20 protein-coding genes are annotated in these 19,226 nt (G+C 74.3%); 6 read left to right on the top strand and 14 right to left on the bottom strand.

The window, feature by feature from the left end:
* Window positions 1-45 precede the first annotated feature (45 nt).
* Complete coding sequence (locus ABEE00_RS26885) at window positions 46-501, bottom strand: hypothetical protein (protein WP_345748261.1); 456 nt, start codon at window positions 499-501, stop codon at window positions 46-48.
* 181 nt (window positions 502-682) lie between these two features.
* Between ABEE00_RS26885 and ABEE00_RS26880 the strand changes: the two genes are divergently transcribed.
* On the top strand, window positions 683-2,170 hold the full coding sequence (locus tag ABEE00_RS26880) for an MFS transporter (protein WP_345748260.1): 1,488 nt from the start codon (window positions 683-685) through the stop codon (window positions 2,168-2,170).
* 34 nt (window positions 2,171-2,204) lie between these two features.
* Here the strand turns inward: ABEE00_RS26880 and ABEE00_RS26875 are convergent, their stop codons facing one another.
* Window positions 2,205-3,647: a family 2B encapsulin nanocompartment shell protein gene (locus tag ABEE00_RS26875; protein ID WP_345748259.1), complete on the bottom strand. Its 1,443-nt coding sequence runs from the start codon at window positions 3,645-3,647 to the stop codon at window positions 2,205-2,207.
* A 258-nt stretch (window positions 3,648-3,905) separates the two neighbouring features.
* Window positions 3,906-5,510 carry an MFS transporter gene (locus tag ABEE00_RS26870; protein ID WP_345748258.1) on the bottom strand — a complete coding sequence of 535 codons (1,605 nt, stop codon included), beginning with the start codon at window positions 5,508-5,510 and terminating at the stop codon, window positions 3,906-3,908.
* Between the two features lie 164 nt (window positions 5,511-5,674).
* Between ABEE00_RS26870 and ABEE00_RS26865 the strand changes: the two genes are divergently transcribed.
* The 3 genes from ABEE00_RS26865 (at window position 5,675) to ABEE00_RS26855 (ending at window position 7,972) form a co-directional block, all read left to right on the top strand.
* The gene (locus tag ABEE00_RS26865; protein WP_345748257.1) at window positions 5,675-6,697 is read left to right on the top strand and encodes an Lrp/AsnC family transcriptional regulator; all 1,023 of its coding nucleotides are present in this window, start codon (window positions 5,675-5,677) and stop codon (window positions 6,695-6,697) included.
* 96 nt (window positions 6,698-6,793) lie between these two features.
* Window positions 6,794-7,186, top strand: coding sequence for a VOC family protein (locus ABEE00_RS26860; protein ID WP_345748256.1), 393 nt, complete (start codon window positions 6,794-6,796; stop codon window positions 7,184-7,186).
* Between the two features lie 204 nt (window positions 7,187-7,390).
* Window positions 7,391-7,972: an Rv1733c family protein gene (locus tag ABEE00_RS26855; protein WP_345748255.1), complete on the top strand. Its 582-nt coding sequence runs from the start codon at window positions 7,391-7,393 to the stop codon at window positions 7,970-7,972.
* A gap of 82 nt (window positions 7,973-8,054) precedes the next feature.
* Here ABEE00_RS26855 and ABEE00_RS26850 read toward each other — a convergent pair whose 3' ends face one another.
* From ABEE00_RS26850 to ABEE00_RS26835, 4 genes are all read right to left on the bottom strand, one after another.
* Entirely contained in the window at window positions 8,055-8,342 is a 288-nt protein-coding gene (locus tag ABEE00_RS26850; RefSeq protein ID WP_345748375.1) for a metal-sensitive transcriptional regulator, read from the bottom strand.
* Window positions 8,343-8,461: 119 nt separating this feature from the next.
* Window positions 8,462-8,866 (bottom strand): cyclic nucleotide-binding domain-containing protein, encoded by a 405-nt coding sequence (locus ABEE00_RS26845; protein ID WP_451918676.1) that lies wholly within the window; start codon window positions 8,864-8,866, stop codon window positions 8,462-8,464.
* Between the two features lie 53 nt (window positions 8,867-8,919).
* Window positions 8,920-9,789 carry a CBS domain-containing protein gene (locus ABEE00_RS26840; protein WP_345748253.1) on the bottom strand — a complete coding sequence of 290 codons (870 nt, stop codon included), beginning with the start codon at window positions 9,787-9,789 and terminating at the stop codon, window positions 8,920-8,922.
* A gap of 163 nt (window positions 9,790-9,952) precedes the next feature.
* Window positions 9,953-10,423: a Crp/Fnr family transcriptional regulator gene (locus ABEE00_RS26835; RefSeq protein ID WP_345748252.1), complete on the bottom strand. Its 471-nt coding sequence runs from the start codon at window positions 10,421-10,423 to the stop codon at window positions 9,953-9,955.
* Window positions 10,424-10,716: 293 nt separating this feature from the next.
* On the opposite strand from ABEE00_RS26835, the gene ABEE00_RS26830 reads away from it, so the two are divergent.
* Window positions 10,717-11,310 (top strand): lytic polysaccharide monooxygenase auxiliary activity family 9 protein, encoded by a 594-nt coding sequence (locus ABEE00_RS26830; RefSeq protein ID WP_345748251.1) that lies wholly within the window; start codon window positions 10,717-10,719, stop codon window positions 11,308-11,310.
* Window positions 11,311-11,492: 182 nt separating this feature from the next.
* Window positions 11,493-12,698 carry a M20 metallopeptidase family protein gene (locus ABEE00_RS26825; RefSeq protein ID WP_345748250.1) on the top strand — a complete coding sequence of 402 codons (1,206 nt, stop codon included), beginning with the start codon at window positions 11,493-11,495 and terminating at the stop codon, window positions 12,696-12,698.
* 80 nt (window positions 12,699-12,778) lie between these two features.
* Here ABEE00_RS26825 and ABEE00_RS35880 read toward each other — a convergent pair whose 3' ends face one another.
* The 7 genes from ABEE00_RS35880 to ABEE00_RS26790 all read right to left on the bottom strand — a co-directional run bounded on the left by ABEE00_RS35880 (window position 12,779) and on the right by ABEE00_RS26790 (window position 18,904).
* On the bottom strand, window positions 12,779-14,188 hold the full coding sequence (locus ABEE00_RS35880) for a serine/threonine-protein kinase (RefSeq protein WP_451918670.1): 1,410 nt from the start codon (window positions 14,186-14,188) through the stop codon (window positions 12,779-12,781).
* 325 nt (window positions 14,189-14,513) lie between these two features.
* Entirely contained in the window at window positions 14,514-15,344 is an 831-nt protein-coding gene (locus ABEE00_RS26815; protein ID WP_345748249.1) for an amino acid ABC transporter ATP-binding protein, read from the bottom strand.
* A 5-nt stretch (window positions 15,345-15,349) separates the two neighbouring features.
* Window positions 15,350-16,180 carry an amino acid ABC transporter permease gene (locus ABEE00_RS26810; protein ID WP_345748248.1) on the bottom strand — a complete coding sequence of 277 codons (831 nt, stop codon included), beginning with the start codon at window positions 16,178-16,180 and terminating at the stop codon, window positions 15,350-15,352.
* Window positions 16,177-16,950 (bottom strand): ABC transporter substrate-binding protein, encoded by a 774-nt coding sequence (locus ABEE00_RS26805; RefSeq protein ID WP_345748247.1) that lies wholly within the window; start codon window positions 16,948-16,950, stop codon window positions 16,177-16,179. The genes ABEE00_RS26810 and ABEE00_RS26805 overlap by 4 nt, the downstream gene beginning before the upstream one ends.
* A gap of 368 nt (window positions 16,951-17,318) precedes the next feature.
* Complete coding sequence (locus ABEE00_RS26800; protein ID WP_345748246.1) at window positions 17,319-17,612, bottom strand: hypothetical protein; 294 nt, start codon at window positions 17,610-17,612, stop codon at window positions 17,319-17,321.
* A 95-nt stretch (window positions 17,613-17,707) separates the two neighbouring features.
* Window positions 17,708-18,130: a hypothetical protein gene (locus ABEE00_RS26795; RefSeq protein WP_345748245.1), complete on the bottom strand. Its 423-nt coding sequence runs from the start codon at window positions 18,128-18,130 to the stop codon at window positions 17,708-17,710.
* A 111-nt stretch (window positions 18,131-18,241) separates the two neighbouring features.
* The gene (locus tag ABEE00_RS26790; protein ID WP_345748244.1) at window positions 18,242-18,904 is read right to left on the bottom strand and encodes a DUF4389 domain-containing protein; all 663 of its coding nucleotides are present in this window, start codon (window positions 18,902-18,904) and stop codon (window positions 18,242-18,244) included.
* Window positions 18,905-19,226 lie beyond the last annotated feature (322 nt).

Below are 19,226 nucleotides of genomic sequence, written 5' to 3'. Positions count from 1 at the left end.
GTCCTGCGGGGCGCCGCGCTGTCCGCGGGGACCCGTGCGCCGTGGTCAGTCGTCGCCGTCGTCCGTGCCGAGCTTCTTGGTGTAGTCGAGCAGGCCCAGGGCCTGGTCGGCGTCCTTCATCTGCGCCGGGATCTGCGAGCTCTGCTCCTTGGGGGCCTGCTGCTGCGCCTGCTCGGGAGCCTGCTCCTGCTGCGGCGCCTGCCCCTCCTGCTGCGGAGCCTGCTCCTCCTGGGGAGCCTGCTCCTGCTTGGGGGCCTGCTCCTGCTGCGGGCTCTGCGGCTGGGCCTGCTGCTGCGGCTGCACCTGGCCCTGGACCTGGTCCTGCGCCTGGTCCAGCGGGGTGTCCTGGCCGGACTGCGGAGAGCCCTGCTGGGTCGGCTGCTGCTGCGCGGTGCTCGGGGCGTTCTCGCGCGGGGCGTCGTCGGCGGCAGCCGTTCCGATGGCGGCGAAGCAGGCGGCGCCCGCCAGGGCCGCGGCGGCACAGGCCGTACGGATACGCATGTGAAGTCCTCTCTCGGGGTGTGCTCGGGGTTCGGCCCCCTCAGCAGAACACCGGCGCCTCCGCGAACCCGGGCACGTGTCGCCGCGCCGCGTGAAGATCACCCGAACGTCACCACGGAGACGGTCGGGTCCGCGCCGTTCCCGGTGGCATGAACGCGGCAGTGCGGGTGACCGTGGAGGGGTGAGCGCACAGGACGACGACCGACAGGGCGACGGGCAGGAACGCGGGCAGGAACACCGACAGGACCGGGAACGGGGGCAGGGCCAGGACCGCGGCCAGGACCGGGACCGCGGGCAGGACCAGGGCCGCGAGCAGGGTCACGCGGGTGGTGGCGGGCCGGGCGGTTCCGGGTACGCCGTGCTGGGGCTGGTCGCCGACCCCGGCCCCGCGGCGCATCTGGTGGCGAGCTTCGCGGACGAGCTGCCCGAGCGCATCGCCGAGGGCTTCGGCAGGCCGGCGGGCCACGACGGCGACGCCGAGGAGACCGGCTGGAAGGTGGAGACCTCCACGCAGCTGCTGCCGCTGGACGACGAGGGGGTGCTGCCCCTGAAGCGGATCGGCGAGGAGCAGAAGCGGGAGCACGGCTGGGACCTGACCATCGTGGTCACCGAGCTGCCCCGGCGCGCGGGCAAGAGCCCCATCCTCGCCGACTACGCGCCGGAGGACGGGGTGGCCCTGGTGTCGGTGCCGGCGCTGGGCGCCTTCCGGGTGGCGAGCAGGGCGCGGGACGCCATCGTCCACTTGGTGGCGGGCCACTTCAGCGCGAGCATCGAGGACCTGCCGGCGGGCGAGCGCCGCTCCCGGATGCGGAAACTCCCGGCCCTGGGCCTGCCGTACGAGCACTTCACCGGCGACGAGGTGGGCGAGGCGGAGGCGGCGGAGGGCCGCGGCGGCGACGGCGAGGAGGGGTCGGTCAGAGGGGAAGCCGATGGGCAAACCACCGAACAAGACGCTGATGAAGCCGCCGACCAAGACACCGATCGCGCCGCCGACCGCGGCGAAGGCGACGTGGAACGCGGCGCCAGCGGGGTCGGGGAGCATCTCGTGCTCACCGGGTTCCGCGGGAGGGTCAGGCTGCTGAGCGGCATGGTGCGCGCCAACCGGCCCTGGCGGCTGGTGCCGAGCCTGTCGCCCGCGCTGGCCGGTGCCGCGGCGGGCGCGGCCTTCGGTGTCTTCTACTCCAACATCTGGATGCTGGCCGACGCGTTCAGCGTGACCCGCCTCGCGCTGGTCAACGCGCTCGCGGTGCTGGCGATGATCGCCTGGCTGATCCTCGACAACAACCTGTGGGAGCGGCGCCGCAACCGCGGCCTGCGCGAAGAGGCGCTGCTCTACAACCTGGTCACGCTGGTGACCGTGAGCTTCGGCGTGCTGTGCATGTACGTGCTGCTGTTCGCGGTCACGCTGGTCGCCGCGTTCGTGGCCATCCCCGGCAGCTATATGGAGGTCACGCTCAAACACGCCACCGGGCTGGCCGACTTCGGCACCATCGCCTGGCTCTCGGCGTCCATGGGAACCCTCGCGGGAGCCCTGGGCTCCGGGCTCGCGGGCGAGAGCGCGGTGCGGCGCGCCGCCTACAGCGTCCGCGAGCGCGAACGCCAGGCCCGCCGCAGCGAGGAGGACCGCCGCCGGGACCGCGAGGCGACCCCGGCGGAGGCCGAGAGCTGAGCCCCCTCGGCCCCTGGCCCCTCAGGCCGTCCGCTCAGCCCTCCGCCCGCGCGACCTCCACGTTCTCCAGCACGCCCAGCGCGTCCGGCACCAGCACGGCGGCCGAGAAGTACGTGCTGACCAGGTACGAGATGAGGGCCTGGTCGTCGATGCCCATGAAGCGGACGTTCAGGCCGGGCTCGTACTCATCGGGTATGCCGGTCTGGTGCAGGCCCACCACGCCCTCTTCGTCCTCGCCGGCGCGCAGCGCGAGGATCGAGGAGGTGCCCTGCTCGGAGACGCCGAGCTTGCCACACGGGAAGATCGGCACCCCGCGCCAGGCGGGGATGCGGTGCCCGTTCACGTCGGCGCTCTCGAAGTACACGCCGCGCCTGTTGCACTCCCGGCCGAAGGCCGCAATGGCGCGCGGGTGCGCGAAGAGGAACTTCGTCTGGCGGCGCATGCTCAGCAGCTCGTCCAGGTCGTCCGGCGTGGGCGGCCCGGACACGGGGGAGATCCTCTGCGCGTGGTCGGCGTTGTGCAGCAGCCCGAAGTCGCGGTTGTTGACCAGCTCGTACTCCTGCCGCTCGCGCAACGCCTCGACGGTCAGCCTCAGTTGCTGCTCGACCTGGTTCATCGGGTCGTTGTAGAGGTCGGCCACGCGGCTGTGCACGCGCAGCACGGTCTGCGCCACGCTCAGCTCGTACTCCCGCGGCTCCAGCTCGTAGTCCACGAAGGTGCCGGGAAGTCGCGGCTCCCCCGAGTGCCCCGAGGCCAGGCCGATGTCGGCCTCGCCCGCGCGGTTCTGCGGCCGGGCCGCCTCGCCCTCGCGCCGCCGCACCTGCGCGCGCAGCCCCGGGTGTGCGCCCGCGACCTCCTGGTACGCCTGCCGTGGCAGCTCCAGCACGGTGCAGGCGGTGGCGGCGCGCGCGGTGAACTCCCAGTTGTTCCCTTCTTGTTGCTGCGCTTCCGGCTGGGCCAGCAGCTCGCCGCCGAAGAAGCCGCCGTCGGACACCATGCCGAGCTGCGCCTCGGTGTCGTACTTGCCGGCCGCCGTGCGCCGCACCTTGCCGTGCGCGACCAGGACCACCCGGTCGGCGGGGCGGCCCGCCTCCGCGACGACCTCGCCCGCCGCGTACTCGCGCTGCTCGAAGCGCTCGGCGAGCGCGCGCAGCGCCTCCTGGTCGCCGAAGCCGCGCAGCAGCGGCAGTTCGGCCAGCTCGGCGGGGACGACGCGCACCTCGGAACCGGTCTGCACGAAGGTGATCCGGCCGTCGCCGACGGCGTACACCAGGCGCCGGTTGACCCGGTACGTGCCGCCGCTGACCTCCACCCAGGGCAGCATCCGCAGCAGCCAGCGCGAGCTGACGCCCTGCATCTGCGGGACGGTCTTGGTGGTGGTCGCCAGATTGCGGGCGGCCGCGATGCCCAGGCTCAACTGCTCCCGGCCCGCTGGCGGTTCGGCCTCCGGCGGCTGCGGCGGCACGGCTGTCGACATCCCGGTTCCTCTCGACGGGGCGGCGCTGACCGGAGCGCCCGTGCGGCGCTCCGCCGCGCAAGTGAAGCAGCGCGCCCACACCCTCGACAGCGCAGAAGGCCCCTGAGCAGCACATCTACGCCCCCCGCCTGCCGGCTTTTCGCCCCGCGCTCCACTCCTTGCCCGAGCCGTCAAGGCGGCAGCGGTCGTACGCCGGGTCGCGGGCGTCACTCGTGTGGGGTATGCGCGATCCCGTGCCGCCGCCAACTGCCGTATGGGCTACGGGAGTTGGCTCCCGCTCTCGCGGTGCGCGGCCGCCTCCGTACGCATGCGCCGGGCCGTCACCGCTGCCGCGGCGAGCAGTGCCAGGGCGAGCCAGCAGGCGTGCTGGGCCGCGGAGAGCGAGGCGGTCGCGGCGCCGGGGGAGGCCACGGCGCCGGAGGAGGCGCCCCCTCCGGAGTCCACGCCCCGGGGCAGCCCGCGCAGGAACACCGACCCCAGCACCGCCGTCCCCGCCGTGGCGCCGAGCTGCTGCACCGCGTTGAGCAGACCGGCGGCGGAGCCGGTCGCTGCGGGCGCGACCCGTTCCAGCGCGGCGGTGAAGAACGGGACCGTGAACAGCCCGGAACCCACGCCGGCCACGCCCAGCGCGGCGAGCAGCGGCCACGGGAAGCCGCCCGGCGGGCAGGCGGCGTAGGCGGCGACCGCCCCCATCAGCCCCGCAGCGAACAGGGCGAGCCCCACCGGCATGAGGCGCGTGCCGTAGCGCGGGACCAGCCGGGCTCCCGCGGCCCACGAGGCGATCGCCGAACCTGCCGACCACGGCACCAGGGTCATCCCCGCGGCGAACGCGTCGCGCCCGAGCCCCAGTTGCAGGTGCAGGACGACCACCAGGATCAGCCCGTTGAGGACCGCGAAGAAGAGCGCCGAGGTCACCAGGGCGGCGGAGAAGGCGCGTTCGCTCAGCAGGCCCGGCTCGATGAGCGGGCGGCGCGGTGCGCGCGACCCCGCCGTCCGTGCGGCCGACCTGAGCCTCCGCTGCTGGAGCGCGAACAGCCCCAGTGCACCCGCGCCCGCCACCAGGACGAGGAAGCACCACGCGGGCCACCCGCTGTCCGCACCCTCGATGAGGGGCAGGGTGAGCAGCGCCGTGCCCGTGCCGGCCAGCGCGGTACCGGCGAGGTCCAGGCGCGGGCGGCGCGCAGCCGTGCCGTGGGGGTCGGCGTGGTCGGAGGAGTCAGCGGGAAGCAGCCGCGCGCACGCCAGCACCACGGCGGCGAGCGGGAGGTTGACCAGGAAGACGGACCGCCACCCGGTCCCGAACAGATCGGCGCGGGTGAGCACCGCGCCCAACACGGGCCCGCACACGGCGGCCAGCCCCATCACGGGGCCGATGCCGCCCAGCGCCCTGGCCAGTTCGGGCCCGCGGAACATGGCCCTGATCAGGCCGAAGGTCTGCGGGACGACCAGTGCGGCAGCCGCTCCCTGCGCGGCGCGCGCCGCGATGAGCACCCCCGCCGTGGGGGCCAGCGCGCACGCCAGCGAGGCCAGTGCGAAGCCGAGGACCCCGGCGCGGAACACCCGCTTCCGGCCCGCGACGTCCCCGAGCCTGCCGCCGGTGATCAGCAGCACGCCGAACGGCAGCGTGTAGGCCGCGCCGAACCACTGCACCCCGGAGGCGCCGCCGCCCAGCCCGGCGCGGATGACCGGCGCCGCGACCTGCACGATCGTGGAGTCCAGCAGGTTCATGGCCTCGGCGGCGAGCAGCGCGGCGAGGGCTGCCCAGCGCCAGCGGAAAGGGGCTTCCTCTGGGGCATGCCGCCGCGCCGCGGGTGTGCCGCTCCCCGCGGCACCGGTCGTCGTCCCGTCGTCCGTGTAAGCCATCCCCGTGTCCTCGCCGCTCCGTCGGTGTGCTGTCGCCGGTCGGCCAGGAAGGCTTCCAGGGCGGGTACGAGCGCTTCCACTTGAGGCGGCGCTGATGAGGGATTCCTCCATCGAAAGCCAAGCAGGCGCGAAATTGTGCCGCGCCTGCCCCGTACCCTGGCCTCATGCTCGACGAGGTGGACCGCGGACTGGTGCACGCGCTGCACGTGGACGGGCGGGCGCCGTTCAGCCGGATCGGCGAGGTGCTGGGCGTCTCGCCGCAGACCGTGGCCCGGCGCTGCCGGCGGCTGTACGCGGAGGCCGGGCTGCGGGTGCTCGCGCTGCCCGACGCGCGGCGGGCCGGGCAGAGCCAGTGGATCGTGCGGTTCACCACGACCCCGGCGGCCGCTCTCGGGCTTGCCCGCGCGCTGGCCCGGCGCCCCGACACCGCCTGGGTGCGGCTCACCTCGGGCGGCACCGAGATCGTCGCCGTGGTGACCACGCCGCCCGCGCACCCCGGAGCCCCCTCGCTGCTGCTGCACGACATCCCGCGTACGGCGGGCGTCACGGGGGTGTCGGCGCACTGCCTGCTGCACACCTATCTCGGCGGGCCGAGCGCCTGGCCGGGCCGGATCTCGGCGCTGAGCGCGGCACAGGAGCGCAGGCTGCGCGAGGGGGTGCCGCGCGCCTCAACGCCCGCCGACGACACCCCGGTTGAGGCGCCCGCGCCCGGGGAGGACGAGCTGCGCCTGTGGGACGCGCTGGCCCGCGACGGCCGGGCGGGGTACGCGGAGCTGGCCCGCGCCACCGGCTGGTCGCAGGCCACCGTCGCGCGGCGGCTGGAGCGGCTGCGCGCCGAGGGGCGGCTCTTCTTCGACGTGGACATCGACGACGTACACCTCGGCGTGCACACGAGGGCGCTGCTGTGGATGACCGTCGCGCCCGCGCATCTGGACCGTACGGCCGAGGCGCTGTCCCGCCACGGCGAACTCGCCTTCGTCGCCGCCACGACGGGCCCCAGCAACCTGCTGGCTCAGGCGCTCTGCCCGGACCCCGCTGCCCTGCACCGCTACCTCACCCGGAGGCTCGCCTCCCTGGAGGGCATCACGGGGCTGGAGACGGCGCCGGTCCTGCACACCCTGAAGTTCGCGGGTCCCGCGCCGGAACAGCCGGAGAACACACGGCGCCGGGGCCGCGGAAACCGGTGAATCCATGGCCGTCATGGCCCGTGACCCTGCGCGCGAGCGGCGGGAGCATGCTGGAATGGGGCCGGTACCGGACGTGCGGGGGAGTGAAGGGGAGTCATGCGGGTCACCGGGTTCGATCATCTCGTACTGAACGTCGCCGACGTGGAGCGCGCGCTGGCCTTCTACTGCGGGCCGCTGGGGCTGGATCCCGTACGGGTCGAGGAGTGGCGCGCGGGGAAGGTGCCGTTCCCCTCGGTCAGGGTGAGCCAGGGGACGATCATCGACCTCGTGCAGGAGGACGGCGACGGGGGAGCGGAAGGGGCGAACGTCGACCACTTCTGCCTGGTCGTCGAGCCGCTGGACTGGCAACGGGTGGTGGATTCGGGCAAGTTCACGGTCGTGGACGGGCCCGGGGAGCGCTTCGGCGCGCGCGGCAACGCCCAGTCCCTCTACGTGCTCGACCCGGACGGCAACACCATCGAGCTGCGCTGGTATCCGCAGGACGCCTGACGCGGGGCTTCCCCTGGGGCGGCGGGGTCCCTTCCGGGACGCCGCCGGCCGCCGGGGCGTCGGGCTCCGCTTCCGGGGCCCGATAGACCCCTCTCCGCCGCCCCCCGGGTGCGTCACCCTGGAGTCCTCGGCGCCGTGCACGGGCCGCGCGACCGGCCCCGCGGCCGGCGTGCCGGTTCCGGCGGCGCGGAGGGGGGAGGGGCGATGCCGCGCAAGGTGGTGCTGTGGCGGTGGCGGCGCAATCAGCTCAAGCGCGGCACGGACCGCGTCGAGGCGTGGGCTGTGCTGGTGGCGGCGCTGCTGCTGGTGGTGGGAGGACCGACGGCTGGGCTGGCGACGGACCGCGCGCTGCGCGACGGCTTCGCCGAGCAGCGCGCCGAACGGCAGCACCGCACCGCGGTGTTGCTGCGGGACGTGCCCGAGCGGCCCAGGACGCGCGAGGAAACCGGCGACGGGCTCGTCGAGGCGCCGGTGCACTGGCACGACGCGCGCGGGACGCCCCGTACGGCGAGTGCGCGGGTGGAGTACGGGCAGCGCGCCGGGTCCAGGGTGGACATCTGGACCGGCCCGGACGGAAGCCTCGCGGCCCGCCCGCCGGGCCCCGCCGAGGCGGCCTTCCAGTCGGCCGTGCTGGGGATTGCGGCGGGTCTCGCCTGGTGCGCCGCTGTGGTCATGCTGCGCTCCTGGGTGCGGACACGGCTGGACCGCGTACGCATGCGGCTGTGGGAGCGCGACTGGGCGCGCACGGGGCCGCTGTGGAGCAGCGGCAGCAGCGATCAGAACTGAACGCGTGAGCGTCTGAGCGCGGGAGCCGGGGCGCGGGCGCGGCGGGCCGGTGAGCGGCGCGGGCCTCAGAGGGCCCGATCCGTCAGGCCAGGGAAAGGAAGAGCTTCTCCAGGCGGGCCCGCATCTCGCGCGGGTCCTCATCGGCGCGCTTGCCCGCCTCGATGTCGGTGAGGCACTGCTGGAGCCCGGTGGCGATGATGGCGAAGCCCGCCCGGTCCAGGGCGCGCGAGGCGGCGGCGAGCTGTGTCACCACGTCCTCGCAGTCCCGGCCCTCCTCGATCATCCGGATCACCCCGGCGATCTGGCCCTGGGCGCGCCGCAGCCGGTTCAGCGCGGACTTCAGCTCCTCGGCTGCGGGATCCAGCTCCACCACGGCTCCTTCGGTTCTCTGCGGCTCTCCATACCCCGAGGGGTAACGGTACTGCGTTTCCCCCGCAGACCTCGAACCGTCCCCCGGCCCCCACCCGGAGCGGCCGCCCGCGCCGTGGATCAGTCCGCCTCCGGGAGCGCCTCGGTCGCCGCGTACGCCTCGGGAAGCCGCTTGCGCGCTGCCTGCAGGCGCTGCGCGGCGGCCGAGGCCACGAGCAGCGCGAGGCTCCGGCCCAGCACCGGGTCCCGGTCCGCGAGGGCGCGCACCTCGGCGGCGTCGAACTCGTAGGCGTGCACGGCGCTTTCGGCGCGGGCGCCGAGCTGCCACCGGTGCGGAGGGAGCAGCCAGGACCAGCCGAGCAGGCGGCCGTGGGTGAGCACCTCGACCACCGGCGCGCGGCGGCCCGGCACATGGGCCTCCAGCGCCACGCTGCCGCTGCGGATGATCCAGAAGCGGTCGGCCCTGCCGCCCTCGGCGAAGATGCGGCTCCCGGCCGGGAAGGAGACCTCGCGCGCGAGCGCCATCAGACGGTCGCCGTCCTCGGCGGGCAGGGTGCTGAGTATCCGGGTCTTCGTGATCACGACGATGTCCCTTCTCGGCGCTCCTCCGCAGGTGAGCGGCCTTCCCGTGCCGGACCCTCGGGAGGCGCCGCCCAACCGGGGTCGAGCTGCGCCCCGCGGCGGCGCCGCGCCGCGCCCGCCGCGCTCTCCGCGGCGTCGGCGAGCCGGCAGTCCACGCCGACGACCCCTTCGACACCGCGGACCATGCGGACCGCGAGCGGAATGTAGAAGGCGTCCTGGACGACGCCGGTCACGGTCACCACGCCGTCCTCGACGCGCACGCCGAGCGGGTCGAGCGGCGCGGGGAAGAGCCTGCGGAGCTGTTCGTGCACCTCGCGGGCGATCTCCGCGTCGTCCCTGAGGAACACCGTGAGCAGGTCGCCGCGGCTCACGACCCCGAGCAGGAAGCCGTCCCTGCCGACCACGGGCAGCCGCTTGAGACGGGCCCGCGCCATGATCCGCGCGGCCTCCGGGAGCGGCGCCTCGGCGCGCACCGTGACCGCGGGCGCGCTCATCAGGTCGCCTGCGGTGAGACCGGCGCGGGGGAGACCCGCGCGGGGGAGTCCGGCGCCGGGGAGGCCGCGGCCCGGCCGGGGGTCGCCGTCCCGCTCCTCCTCCGTACGCAGCAGGTCGGCCTCGGAGACCACGCCGACGACCCGGCCGTCGCCCTCCAGTACGGGGACGGCGCTGACCTTCCACTGCTCCAGGGTCCTGGCGATCTCCTTGAAGGGCGCGTGCCGGCCCACGGCGACGACCGCGCGGGTCATCACGTCCTCGACGAGGTAGGGGCCGTGCTCGGCGCGGTCCCGGTGCGTTCGGTCCGCGGGCGTGGGCGTGGGCGTGGGCGTGGGCGTGGGGCCTGAGTGTTCGCGTACTGCGGGTGCCATGGGGGTCTCCCGGGGGCGAGGCGCCGGCGTCGCGAGTGGACGCCTGCCTCCATTTTCGGCCCGTGACCAGCCACTTCGCAGGGGCCGAGCGACCCGCGGGGCAGGGCCGCCGGTCCCGGCGCGAGGGGACGTACGGCCTTCCCGACCCCCAAGTCCTGTGCGCTCAGCGCGGCGCCTGGTTCTGGGGGCCCCGGGAGTCGAGCAGGCGGGTGCGGGCCGTGTGCAGGCGGCCGGTGATGACCTCGGTGACCGCGAGCACGATCGCGTGGCCCAGCACGTGGTCCTCCTCGCACAGGGCGCGGACGGCGCGCGCGTCGAACTCCAGGGCCCGCACCGGGCTCGCCGCCCGCGCGCCGAGGCGCCAGAGGTAGGGCGGGAACAGCCAGGAGCAGCCGAGGAGTTCGCCGGGTCCGACGCTCTCGACGGAGGCCGGGCGCAGCGAGGAGAGGCGGTGGCCGGGCGGCCGGAGTTCGAGGGTGACCGAGCCGGTGCGCACGACCCAGAAGCGATCGGCGCGCCCGCCCTCCTCGAAGATCCGGAAGTCGACCGGGAAGGCGGCCTCGCGCGCCATGGCCCGCAGCCGTGACCTGTGTCCCGGCGGCAGCGCGCCGAGGAACCCGCTCGTGGCCCGCATGCTTCCCCCTCCCCGCGCCCCGCCCCGTACGCACGGCGCCTCCCTGCGGGGAGTCTCGACCCGCGCGGTGCGGGCTGCCAGGGGCCGGGCGGTCCTTCCGCGCGTCACCGGCGGGCCCCTCCGTACAGCTCCCGCACGCCTCCCGTACGCCGTCCGTACGGGGTCGTACCGGACACGCAACTCCCGGAATTTTTCCGTCCATTGGTCTGGACATGACCTGAAGGCGCCCGTAGATTCCCCCGTGGTCTAGACCGCGCAGCATCTCCTTCCCCCACGACCACGGGAGTACCGCCATGCGCAAGAAGATCGCCGCCGCCGTCGCCGGGCTCGGACTCGGCGGGGCGGCCATGCTGTTCACCGGCGTCACGGCCCAGGGGCACGGCTTCAGCACCGACCCCACCAGCCGCCAGTCGCAGTGCGCCGACGGAAAGGTCAAGGACTGCGGGCCCATCCAGCACGAGCCGCAGAGCGTGGAGGGCCCGAAGGGCTTCCCGCAGGCCGGGCCCAAGGACGGCTCCATCTGCTCCGGCGGGAACGAGGGCTTCAAGCAGCTCGACGACCCGCGCGGCGGCAAGTGGCCCACGACGAAGCTCGCCGCGGGCCAGAGTCACACCTTCAAGTGGACGCTCACCGCGCGGCATTCGACGACCGACTTCCAGTTCTTCGTCACCAAGGACGGCTGGGACCCGAGCAAGCCGCTGACCCGCGCCGACCTGGAGGACAAGCCCTTCCTCACGGTGCCCATGGACGGCAAGCAGCCGCCGGCCGACTGGAGCGCCGAGGGCAAGCTGCCCGAGGGCAAGAAGGGCAAGCACCTCATCCTCGGCGTCTGGAACATCGCCGACACCTCCAACGCCTTCTACGCCTGCTCCGACGTGGAGTTCTGAGGGGCCCGCAACCGGGCCACGAGTGATCACGGCTCCCCGGCGCGCCGTTGACCAGGCGTGTCGGGGGCCGCGATAGTTGTGCGGGCCAAGGGGCGTACGCCGGTCGCGCGTTGGTGCTTCCGGCGCCGTGCCGCGCACGGCGGGGGACGCCCGGAGACGCACACAGCACCACGAGGAGCCTGATGGACCTGCGGGACGACGCCGAAGGCATGCGTGAGGAACTGACCCTCCTCCGCCGCGAGTTGCACCGGGAGCCGGAGACCGGGCTCCAGCTTCCGCGTACCCAGGAGAAGGTGCTCGCCGCACTGCAGGGCCTGCCGCTGGAGATCTCCACCGGCAGCGCGCTGACCTCGGTGACCGCCGTGCTGCGCGGCGGCGGCCCGCACACGGGCGGGGGCCCGAGGCCCGTGGTGCTGCTGCGGGGCGACATGGACGCGCTGCCGGTGACCGAGGAGACGGGGGAGGAGTTCACCTCGCGCGTCGAGGGCGTCATGCACGCCTGCGGCCACGACCTGCACACCGCGGGACTGGTGGGCGCCGCGCGGCTGCTCTGCGCGCACCGCGACCAGCTCCCGGGCGACGTGGTCTTCATGTTCCAGCCAGGCGAGGAGGGGCACGACGGCGCCGGGGCGATGCTCGAGGAGGGCGTGCTGGAGGCGGCGGGCCGCACGGTGGACGCCGCGTACGGGCTGCACGTGTTCTCCTCCGGCTGCCCAGCCGACACCTTCGTCTCCCGTCCCGGACCGCTGATGGCCGCGGCCGACGGGCTGTTCGTACGGGTCGAGGGCAAGGGCGGGCACGGCTCCAAGCCGCATGTGGCGCTCGATCCCGTGCCCGCGGCCTGCGAGATGGTGACCGCGCTCCAGACCCTGACGACCCGGCGCTTCGACGTCTTCGACCCGGTGGTGATCACCGTGGGCGAGTTCCACGCCGGGACGCAGCGCAACATCATCCCGGACACGGCCCGCTTCAACGCGACCGTGCGCTCCTTCTCGCACGAGGCGCGCGAACGGGTGCGGGAGCTGGCGCTGCCGCTGTGCCACCGCATCGCCGAGGCGCACGGGCTGCGCGCCGAAGTGGTCTTCGGCGGCGAGCAGTACCCGGTCACCGTCAACACCCCGGCGGAGCACGAGTTCGCCGCCGAGACCGTGCGCGAGGTGTTCGGCGAGGAGCGCTTCCACCACCTCGCCGACCCGCTGACCGGGGCCGAGGACTTCTCGCGCGTGCTGGAGAAGGTGCCGGGCGCCTTCGTGTTCCTGGACGCCGCCTACCCGGACGGCCGCGAGCCCGCCTACAACCACTCGCCGCGCGCCGCCTTCGACGACCGGGTGCTGCCCGACGCGTCGGCGCTGCTGGCGGAGTTGGCGGTACGGAGGCTGAGGCGCTGAGCCCGCGGGGCGCGGTCGCGCGGCGCACGAGGGGCCGAGTACGGGGCGCGGGGCGGTGGGTGCCGCTCCGCGCCCGGAGGTCATCGCCGCCGCGCCGGCGGCGTACTGCCCTCGCGGCGGCGGTCGCGGCGGCGGAGCACCCAGGCGGCCAGGACGGCCACGGTGAACACGACGCCTCCGACCGACACCCCGGCGGCGAGCTGATCGGCGCTGTGGCCTGCCATGCCCAGGACCACGCTCCAGACGGCCACCGAAGCGCCGATGCCCAGGGTCATCCTGTGGCGCCGACGGCTCGCGGGCTCCCACACGTAGGCCCAGGCCCGCTTGGCCGGGGACCGGCCGGCCCGACCGCCGCCGGCCGCCTCACCGGTGGCCGGTCCGCTGCCCGTCGGCCCGCTGCCGACGGGGCCTGCGCCGGTGGGTCCTGCGCCGACTGATCCTGCGCCGGTGGGCCCTGCGCCGACGGGCCCTGCGCTGACGGGTCCCGCGCCGGACGGCGCGGCGCCGGTGGGCCCGCCGTGTACCGGTGCGCCGGGGGCCGGTCCGTACGTCGTCGTCCCGCCCGGCGCGGGGATCCGGGCGGGACCCGCTCCCGGCGCTGGCGGCGTGTGGCGGGCCATGGTCCGGGTCACCCGTTCCGGCAGCCAGCTCGTGTGCTGCGGCGACGGCATCGCGGGGCCGGGCGAGGCCGCCCCGCACATCTCGATGATCTGGGCCAGCGGGGGCCGGTGCGCTGGGTCCTTGGACAGGCAGCGGGAGACCACGGGGTGGAGCGCGGGCGGCAGCGCGGTGAGGTCGGGCTCCTCGTGCACGATGCGGTAGAGCACGCCGGGCGAGGAGCCCTCGCCGAAGGCCGGGAAGCCGCCCGCTGCGAAGGCGGCGAGCTGGCCGAGCGCGAAGATGTCGGCCTCCGCGTGCACATCGGCGCCGACGGCCTGTTCCGGCGCCATGAAGGAGGGGGTGCCGACCATCGCCCCCGTACCGGTCACCGACGTCGCGTCGGCCGCCCGCGCGATCCCGAAGTCGATGAGCCGCGGGCCCTCGGCGGTGAGCAGCACGTTCGACGGTTTGAGGTCCCGGTGCACGATGCCCGCGCCGTGCACGAACTGGAGCGCCTCGGCGAGCCCCGCCGTCAGGCGCAGTACGGACTCGGGCGGGAGGACGCCGTGTTCGGACACGGCGTCGGCCAGCGAGGGCCCCGGCACGAACGCGGTGGCCAGCCACGGCCGCGGCCCCTCGGTGTCGAAGTCGACGACCGGCGCGGTGTAGAGGCCCTGCACGCGCTGCGCCGCGCGCACCTCCTGCCCGAACCGCCGCCGGAACTCCGGGTCCTGGCTGAACTCGGCCCTGATCACCTTCACCGCCAGCGCGCGCCCGCCCGGCGTGTGCGCGAGGTAGACCCGGCCCATGCCCCCGGCGCCCAGCCGCGCGGTCAGCCGGTACCCGGAGACCGCCGAGGGGTCGTCGGCCTCCAGGGGAGCGAAGATCACCGCTCCGTACCCCGGCGCGCTCACGCGACGACCGCCGCGCGCCGCCGCCGTACCGCGACCGACGCGCGTCGCCGCACCGCTACCGCCGCGCGCCGCCGCCGCACCGCTGTCGCCGCGTGCCGCCGCCACATCGCCATCGCCGCGTGCCGCCGCCGAACCCCGTAACCGCCCGGCGCCGGGCCCCCGTTGAGCATCGCGTCCCTTCCGTACCACCCGTCACACGGCCACAGCGAAGACTAGCCAGCGGCCGGAAGCGGCGGAAGAAAGGGGCCCGCCTCGGAGATCCCCCCGAGATCACCCCGAGACCACCCCGAGGGGCCGGGGCTCACGCCTCGGCGCCCGGCCCGCTCTCCGTACGGTCCGAGAGGCCAGCCGCCGCCGGGTCCAGCACCCTGGCGAGGAAGGAACGGGTGCGCGCGTGCCGCGGGTCGGCGATGACCTGGGAGGGCGGGCCCTCCTCGACCAGCGCGCCGCCGTCCATGAACACCACGCGGTCGGCGACCTCGCGCGCGAAGCTCATCTCGTGGGTGACGACCAGCATCGTCATCCCCTCGTCGGCCAACGCGCGCATCACGGCGAGCACATCGCCGACCAGCTCGGGGTCGAGCGCCGAGGTCGGCTCGTCGAACAGCATCAGCTCGGGCTCCATGGACAGGGCGCGCGCGATGGCCACGCGCTGCTGCTGCCCGCCGGAGAGCTGCGCGGGGTAGACGCCCTCCTTGTCGGTGAGCCCCACCCGCCGCAACTGCTCGCGCGCCACGCGCTCCGCCTCGGCGCGGCCCCGCCCCAGCACCCGGCGCTGCGCGATCGTGAGATTGCCCAGCGCGGTCAGGTGCGGGAAGAGGTTGAAGGACTGGAAGACCATGCCGATGCGCCGCCGCACGCGGTCGATGTCCACGTCGGGACCGGTCACCTCGGCCCCGGCCACCGTCACCGTGCCCGAGGTGGGCTCCTCCAGGAGATTCACGCAGCGCAGCAGCGTCGACTTGCCCGAGCCCGAGGGGCCGATGACGCAGACCACCTCGCCGGCTCGCACGGACAGGTCGATGCCGCGCAGCACCTCCAGCGCGCCGAAGGACTTGTGCAGCCCCGCGATGTCGATGGCGTACGAGGACTCCGTACCGCTCACGCCGCGCTCCTCCGTTGCTTCCCTCACGCCGCTCACCTCGCCCTGGCCGTACGGGCCTCCAGGCGGCGCACCAGGTGGCCCAGGGGCAGGGTGATGACCAGGTACAGCAGCCCGGCGATGAGGATCGGGGTGAGGCTGCGGTACTGGTTGAGCGCGTCCTTGCCGAACTTGGCGAGCTCGTACTGCCCGGTGGCCAGGCCCAGCAGGTACACCAGCGAGGAGTCCTTGGTGAGCAGGATCAGCTCGTTCGCCAGCGGGGGCAGCACGATGCGGAACGCCTGCGGGATGACGATGGAGAGCATGGCGCGCGCCGGGGACATCCCGAGCGAACGGGCCGCCTCCGTCTGCCCCTTGGGCACCGCCTGGATGCCCGCGCGGATCGTCTCCGCGATGTACGCGGCGCCGACCAGGCCGAGCGCGAGCATCACGGTCACGTACTGGTTGATGGCGACCTGGAAGGCCAGCGGGACGCCGAAGCCGAGCGCGATGAACACCAGCAGCGCGGGCACCCCGCGGAAGAACTCGATGTAGGCGACGGCCAGCCAGCGGTACGGCGGCACCTTCGACAGCCGCATCAGCGCGAGCAACAGGCCGGCGGTGAGGCCGAAGGCGAAGCCGAGCACCGTGTAGATCACGGTGTTGACCAGCGCCGTCGTGATGACCTCGGGGAACTGCGAGCGCGCCACGTCCAGGTCGAAGAAGGCCCGGCGTATCTCGCCCCAGTCGGCGGCGAAGGCCAGCACCGCGGCCACCAGGACCAGCACCCCGTACTGCACGCCGCGGACCACGCGGGCGCGTTGGCGGCGGGAGAGCGTGCGCGCGTGCGCGGGCGGCTCGGCGCGCTCCGTCGTGGGGGCCGTCACCGGGGCGGCTCCTTCCCGAACCACTTCTTGTAGATCCGGTCGTAACTCCCGTCGGACTTGGCCTTCCCGATCACGTCATTGATCTTCTTGCGCAGCGCGTCGTTGCCGGTGCGCACGCCGATGCCGTACTTCTCGCCGGTCTTGAACTCGGCGGTGACCTCGGTGTCCTTGTTCTTCTTCGCGTAGTCGAGCAGCACGCCGTTGTCGTTGATCCCGGCGGCGACCTGACCGGTCTTCACGGCGGTGAGCAGCAGCCCCAGGTCCTCGAAGGTGACCGTCTCGACGCCCTTGGCCTTCTTCTTGGCGTACTCGGCGCCCGTCGTGGACTCCTGCACGCCGAGCTTCCTGCCCTTCAGGGAGGCCAGGCTCTTGTAGCCGGCGCCCTTCTTCGTCAACAGCGCCTGGGTGGCCTCGAAGTAGGGCTGCGAGAAGTCCAGGTTCTTCTCGCGTACGGAGGTGATGGTCATGCCCGCCGCGGCCACGTCGCACTTGCCCGCGTTCAGGTCCTCGCCGGTCTGGATGCCCTCGAAGGGCGCGTCCACGACCTCCTGCTTCACCTTGAGCTCCTTGGCGACCAGGTCGACCAGGTCCACGTCGAAGCCGACGATCTTCTTGCCCTGCCTGAACTGGAAGGGCGCGTACGGGAGATGGGTGCACGTCGTGAGCTTCCCGGCCTTGACCAGGCTCACTCCGGAACCGTTGTCGCCGCCCTTCGTGCTGGTGCACGCCGAGGCGACGGTCAGCGCGAGCACGGCGGCTGCCGCGGTCACGACGGCGCGCGGCCCGCGGGAGTACGGGCGGCGTCGCGGGGGACCGTACGGGGGCCGCGCGAGCCGGGGCATCGGGGTCCGGGCATACGGGGACCGGTGGAGCACAGCACCTCCAGGGCCGGGGGACATCGGCGCACGGCGAGGTGGCCGCCGCTGAGTGCCGTGCATCCTGCCATCGCCCGTGCGCGGTGTCGCCGCCCCGGCACGTTGCGACCGGATAACGGTGCGGACTGTACGGCGGAGGTCTGACCAGCCGGTACGTCGCGGGCTTTGCCGGGGCGAAGGGGGCGCAACGCGCGAAAGCCCCGGCCTTCCGAGGCCGGGGCGGGGAGCCGACGCAAGTGCGGCGAGGGGCTGCTGACGCCGCGTCAGCCGATCGTGGGGGCGCCGCCCTGCGGGCGCGGCTGCGGAAGCCCGTCCTGCGGCTGCTGGAACGGACCCTTGGCGCAGGGCGTGTACTTGCTGTCCAGCGGCACGAGCTGGCCGCCGGCCGCGTCGTTGGCCCAGGGCAGCGCGCAGTTGGCGGTGTGCACGAGCCCGTTGCTGACGGGGGTCAGGTCCTGCTCGACCGGGTCGGCGGCGGGGCCGGCAGCCGAGGCGGTGCCGGCCGCGGCGCCCAGCAGGAATCCGGCGGCCGCACCGGCGGCGAATACGCGCTTCATGAGTGGGGGTACCTTCCGGCTCGGTGGATGATCACGTGCTTGCGCTGGTTCAACCGCCGGACCGTCCCGGCGGTCACGACGGTCCCCCGTACGCATCACAGGGGAGGGTCCACCGCCCCGGGTTCGGCGTCCGCCACGATCCGGAAGCCCATCTCCCGCTGGAGGGCGAGCGACTGGGCGAGCCGCAGCAGGTTGCGCGCACCGTCGCAGGACGCGTCCCAGGAAGCGCCGAGCACCATGACGACCTCGGTGTCGCCGGGCCGGATCACCGCGTTGAGCAGCCGCCCGAGCTGCGGTTCCGCCGCGGGCCCGATGGCGCCGTGCACCTCGATGACCGTGCGCCCCTCCCGCCGGCGCACCTCCACCGGCGAGGGCGCTGCCGCCGCCTCGCCGAGCACGGCGGCGCGGCGGAGCATCGCCGCGAGCGGCGGGGCCGCCCCGCGGGTCCGGAGGCGCGGCCCGCGCGTCCTGAACGGGTACGCCCTGAAGGGGCGCAGGGCGAGGGCGGTCCACGTCATGGCTGTCCCCCGGGATGGGTCGCTTCAGGTCATGGCGGTGCGGGTCACGGGCGGTGCGGGGCGCCGCGGGATCGCGGAGGGCGACGGCGGTCCGCCCCGGGGCGCCGCCGCTCACTTCATCGTGGTGTCCCAGGTGGCGGCCACGCCGGTCTCCGCGCCGCCCTGGTCCAGCCTGAAGGGCGGGTACACGTCGGTGAGCAGGCCCGCGTACGCGATCACCCGCACCGTCCACCGGTGCAGCCCGATCACCAGCGGGAAGATCCCGGCGGGGTAGCGCCCGGTGAAGAGCAGCGCCACGGCGGCGTACAGGACCAGCAGCCCGGCGAGCCCGCCCCAGCGGCCCCAGCCCGAGGTGAGCAGGGCCAGCACCGCGTAGTGCGGCAGCACCAGCAGCCACCACTTGACCAGCACCAGGCCGCGGGAGAGCCGCTCCGGGTAGGCGATGTCCAGGCAGGCCGGATAGTCGGGCACGTCGGCGAGGGTGAAGGGCGGATAGCGGTCGGTGCCGAGCGCGCCGTACGCGTAGTAGTTCACCCGCCAGCTCCAGCGCAGCACGCCGAGCGCGAAGTCGAAGAGCACCCGCGGATAGCGCTCGGTGAAGAGGATCGCGAAGAAGGCCACCAGCGTCGTCGCCCACACCGCGATCCACAGCAGCGACAGCACGATCACGTGCGGAAGGACCAGCAGCCACTTCACCAGCCACAGCCAGCGCGAGAGCGCGGGTTCCAGGGTGGCTTCCAGGCGTACGGGAGAGGGCGCGGCGGGCGCTGACATGTGCATCACTCCCCTTTCCGGTGGGCTCGGCCCGGTGTGCTCCGAGCGTCGTCCCGTGGGGGAGCGGCGGCGAGGGGCCGAACGGCCCCTGTACGGCGTCCGGCGATGCCGCCTTCTCGCGGCGGCGCGCGGCGGCCGCGGGGGTTTCCGGGAGGGCTCGGGGAGAGGGGCAGCGCACGGCTTCGCCGACTGCGGTGTGGCGGGGGGAGTGCCGCTTCGTCGTGAGTTCCGCGTTATCCGCCCGTTGTGCCCCTGTGATGTGTGACAGGGGTGTAGTGGGGCAGGCGCGCTCTTCGGGCCGTTTGAGGCGAGGGAAGCCGGA

This window comes from Streptomyces odontomachicola (assembly GCF_039605595.1).
GTDB lineage: Bacteria > Actinomycetota > Actinomycetes > Streptomycetales > Streptomycetaceae > Streptomyces.
This window is presented reverse-complemented; position numbering and strand designations above follow the sequence as displayed.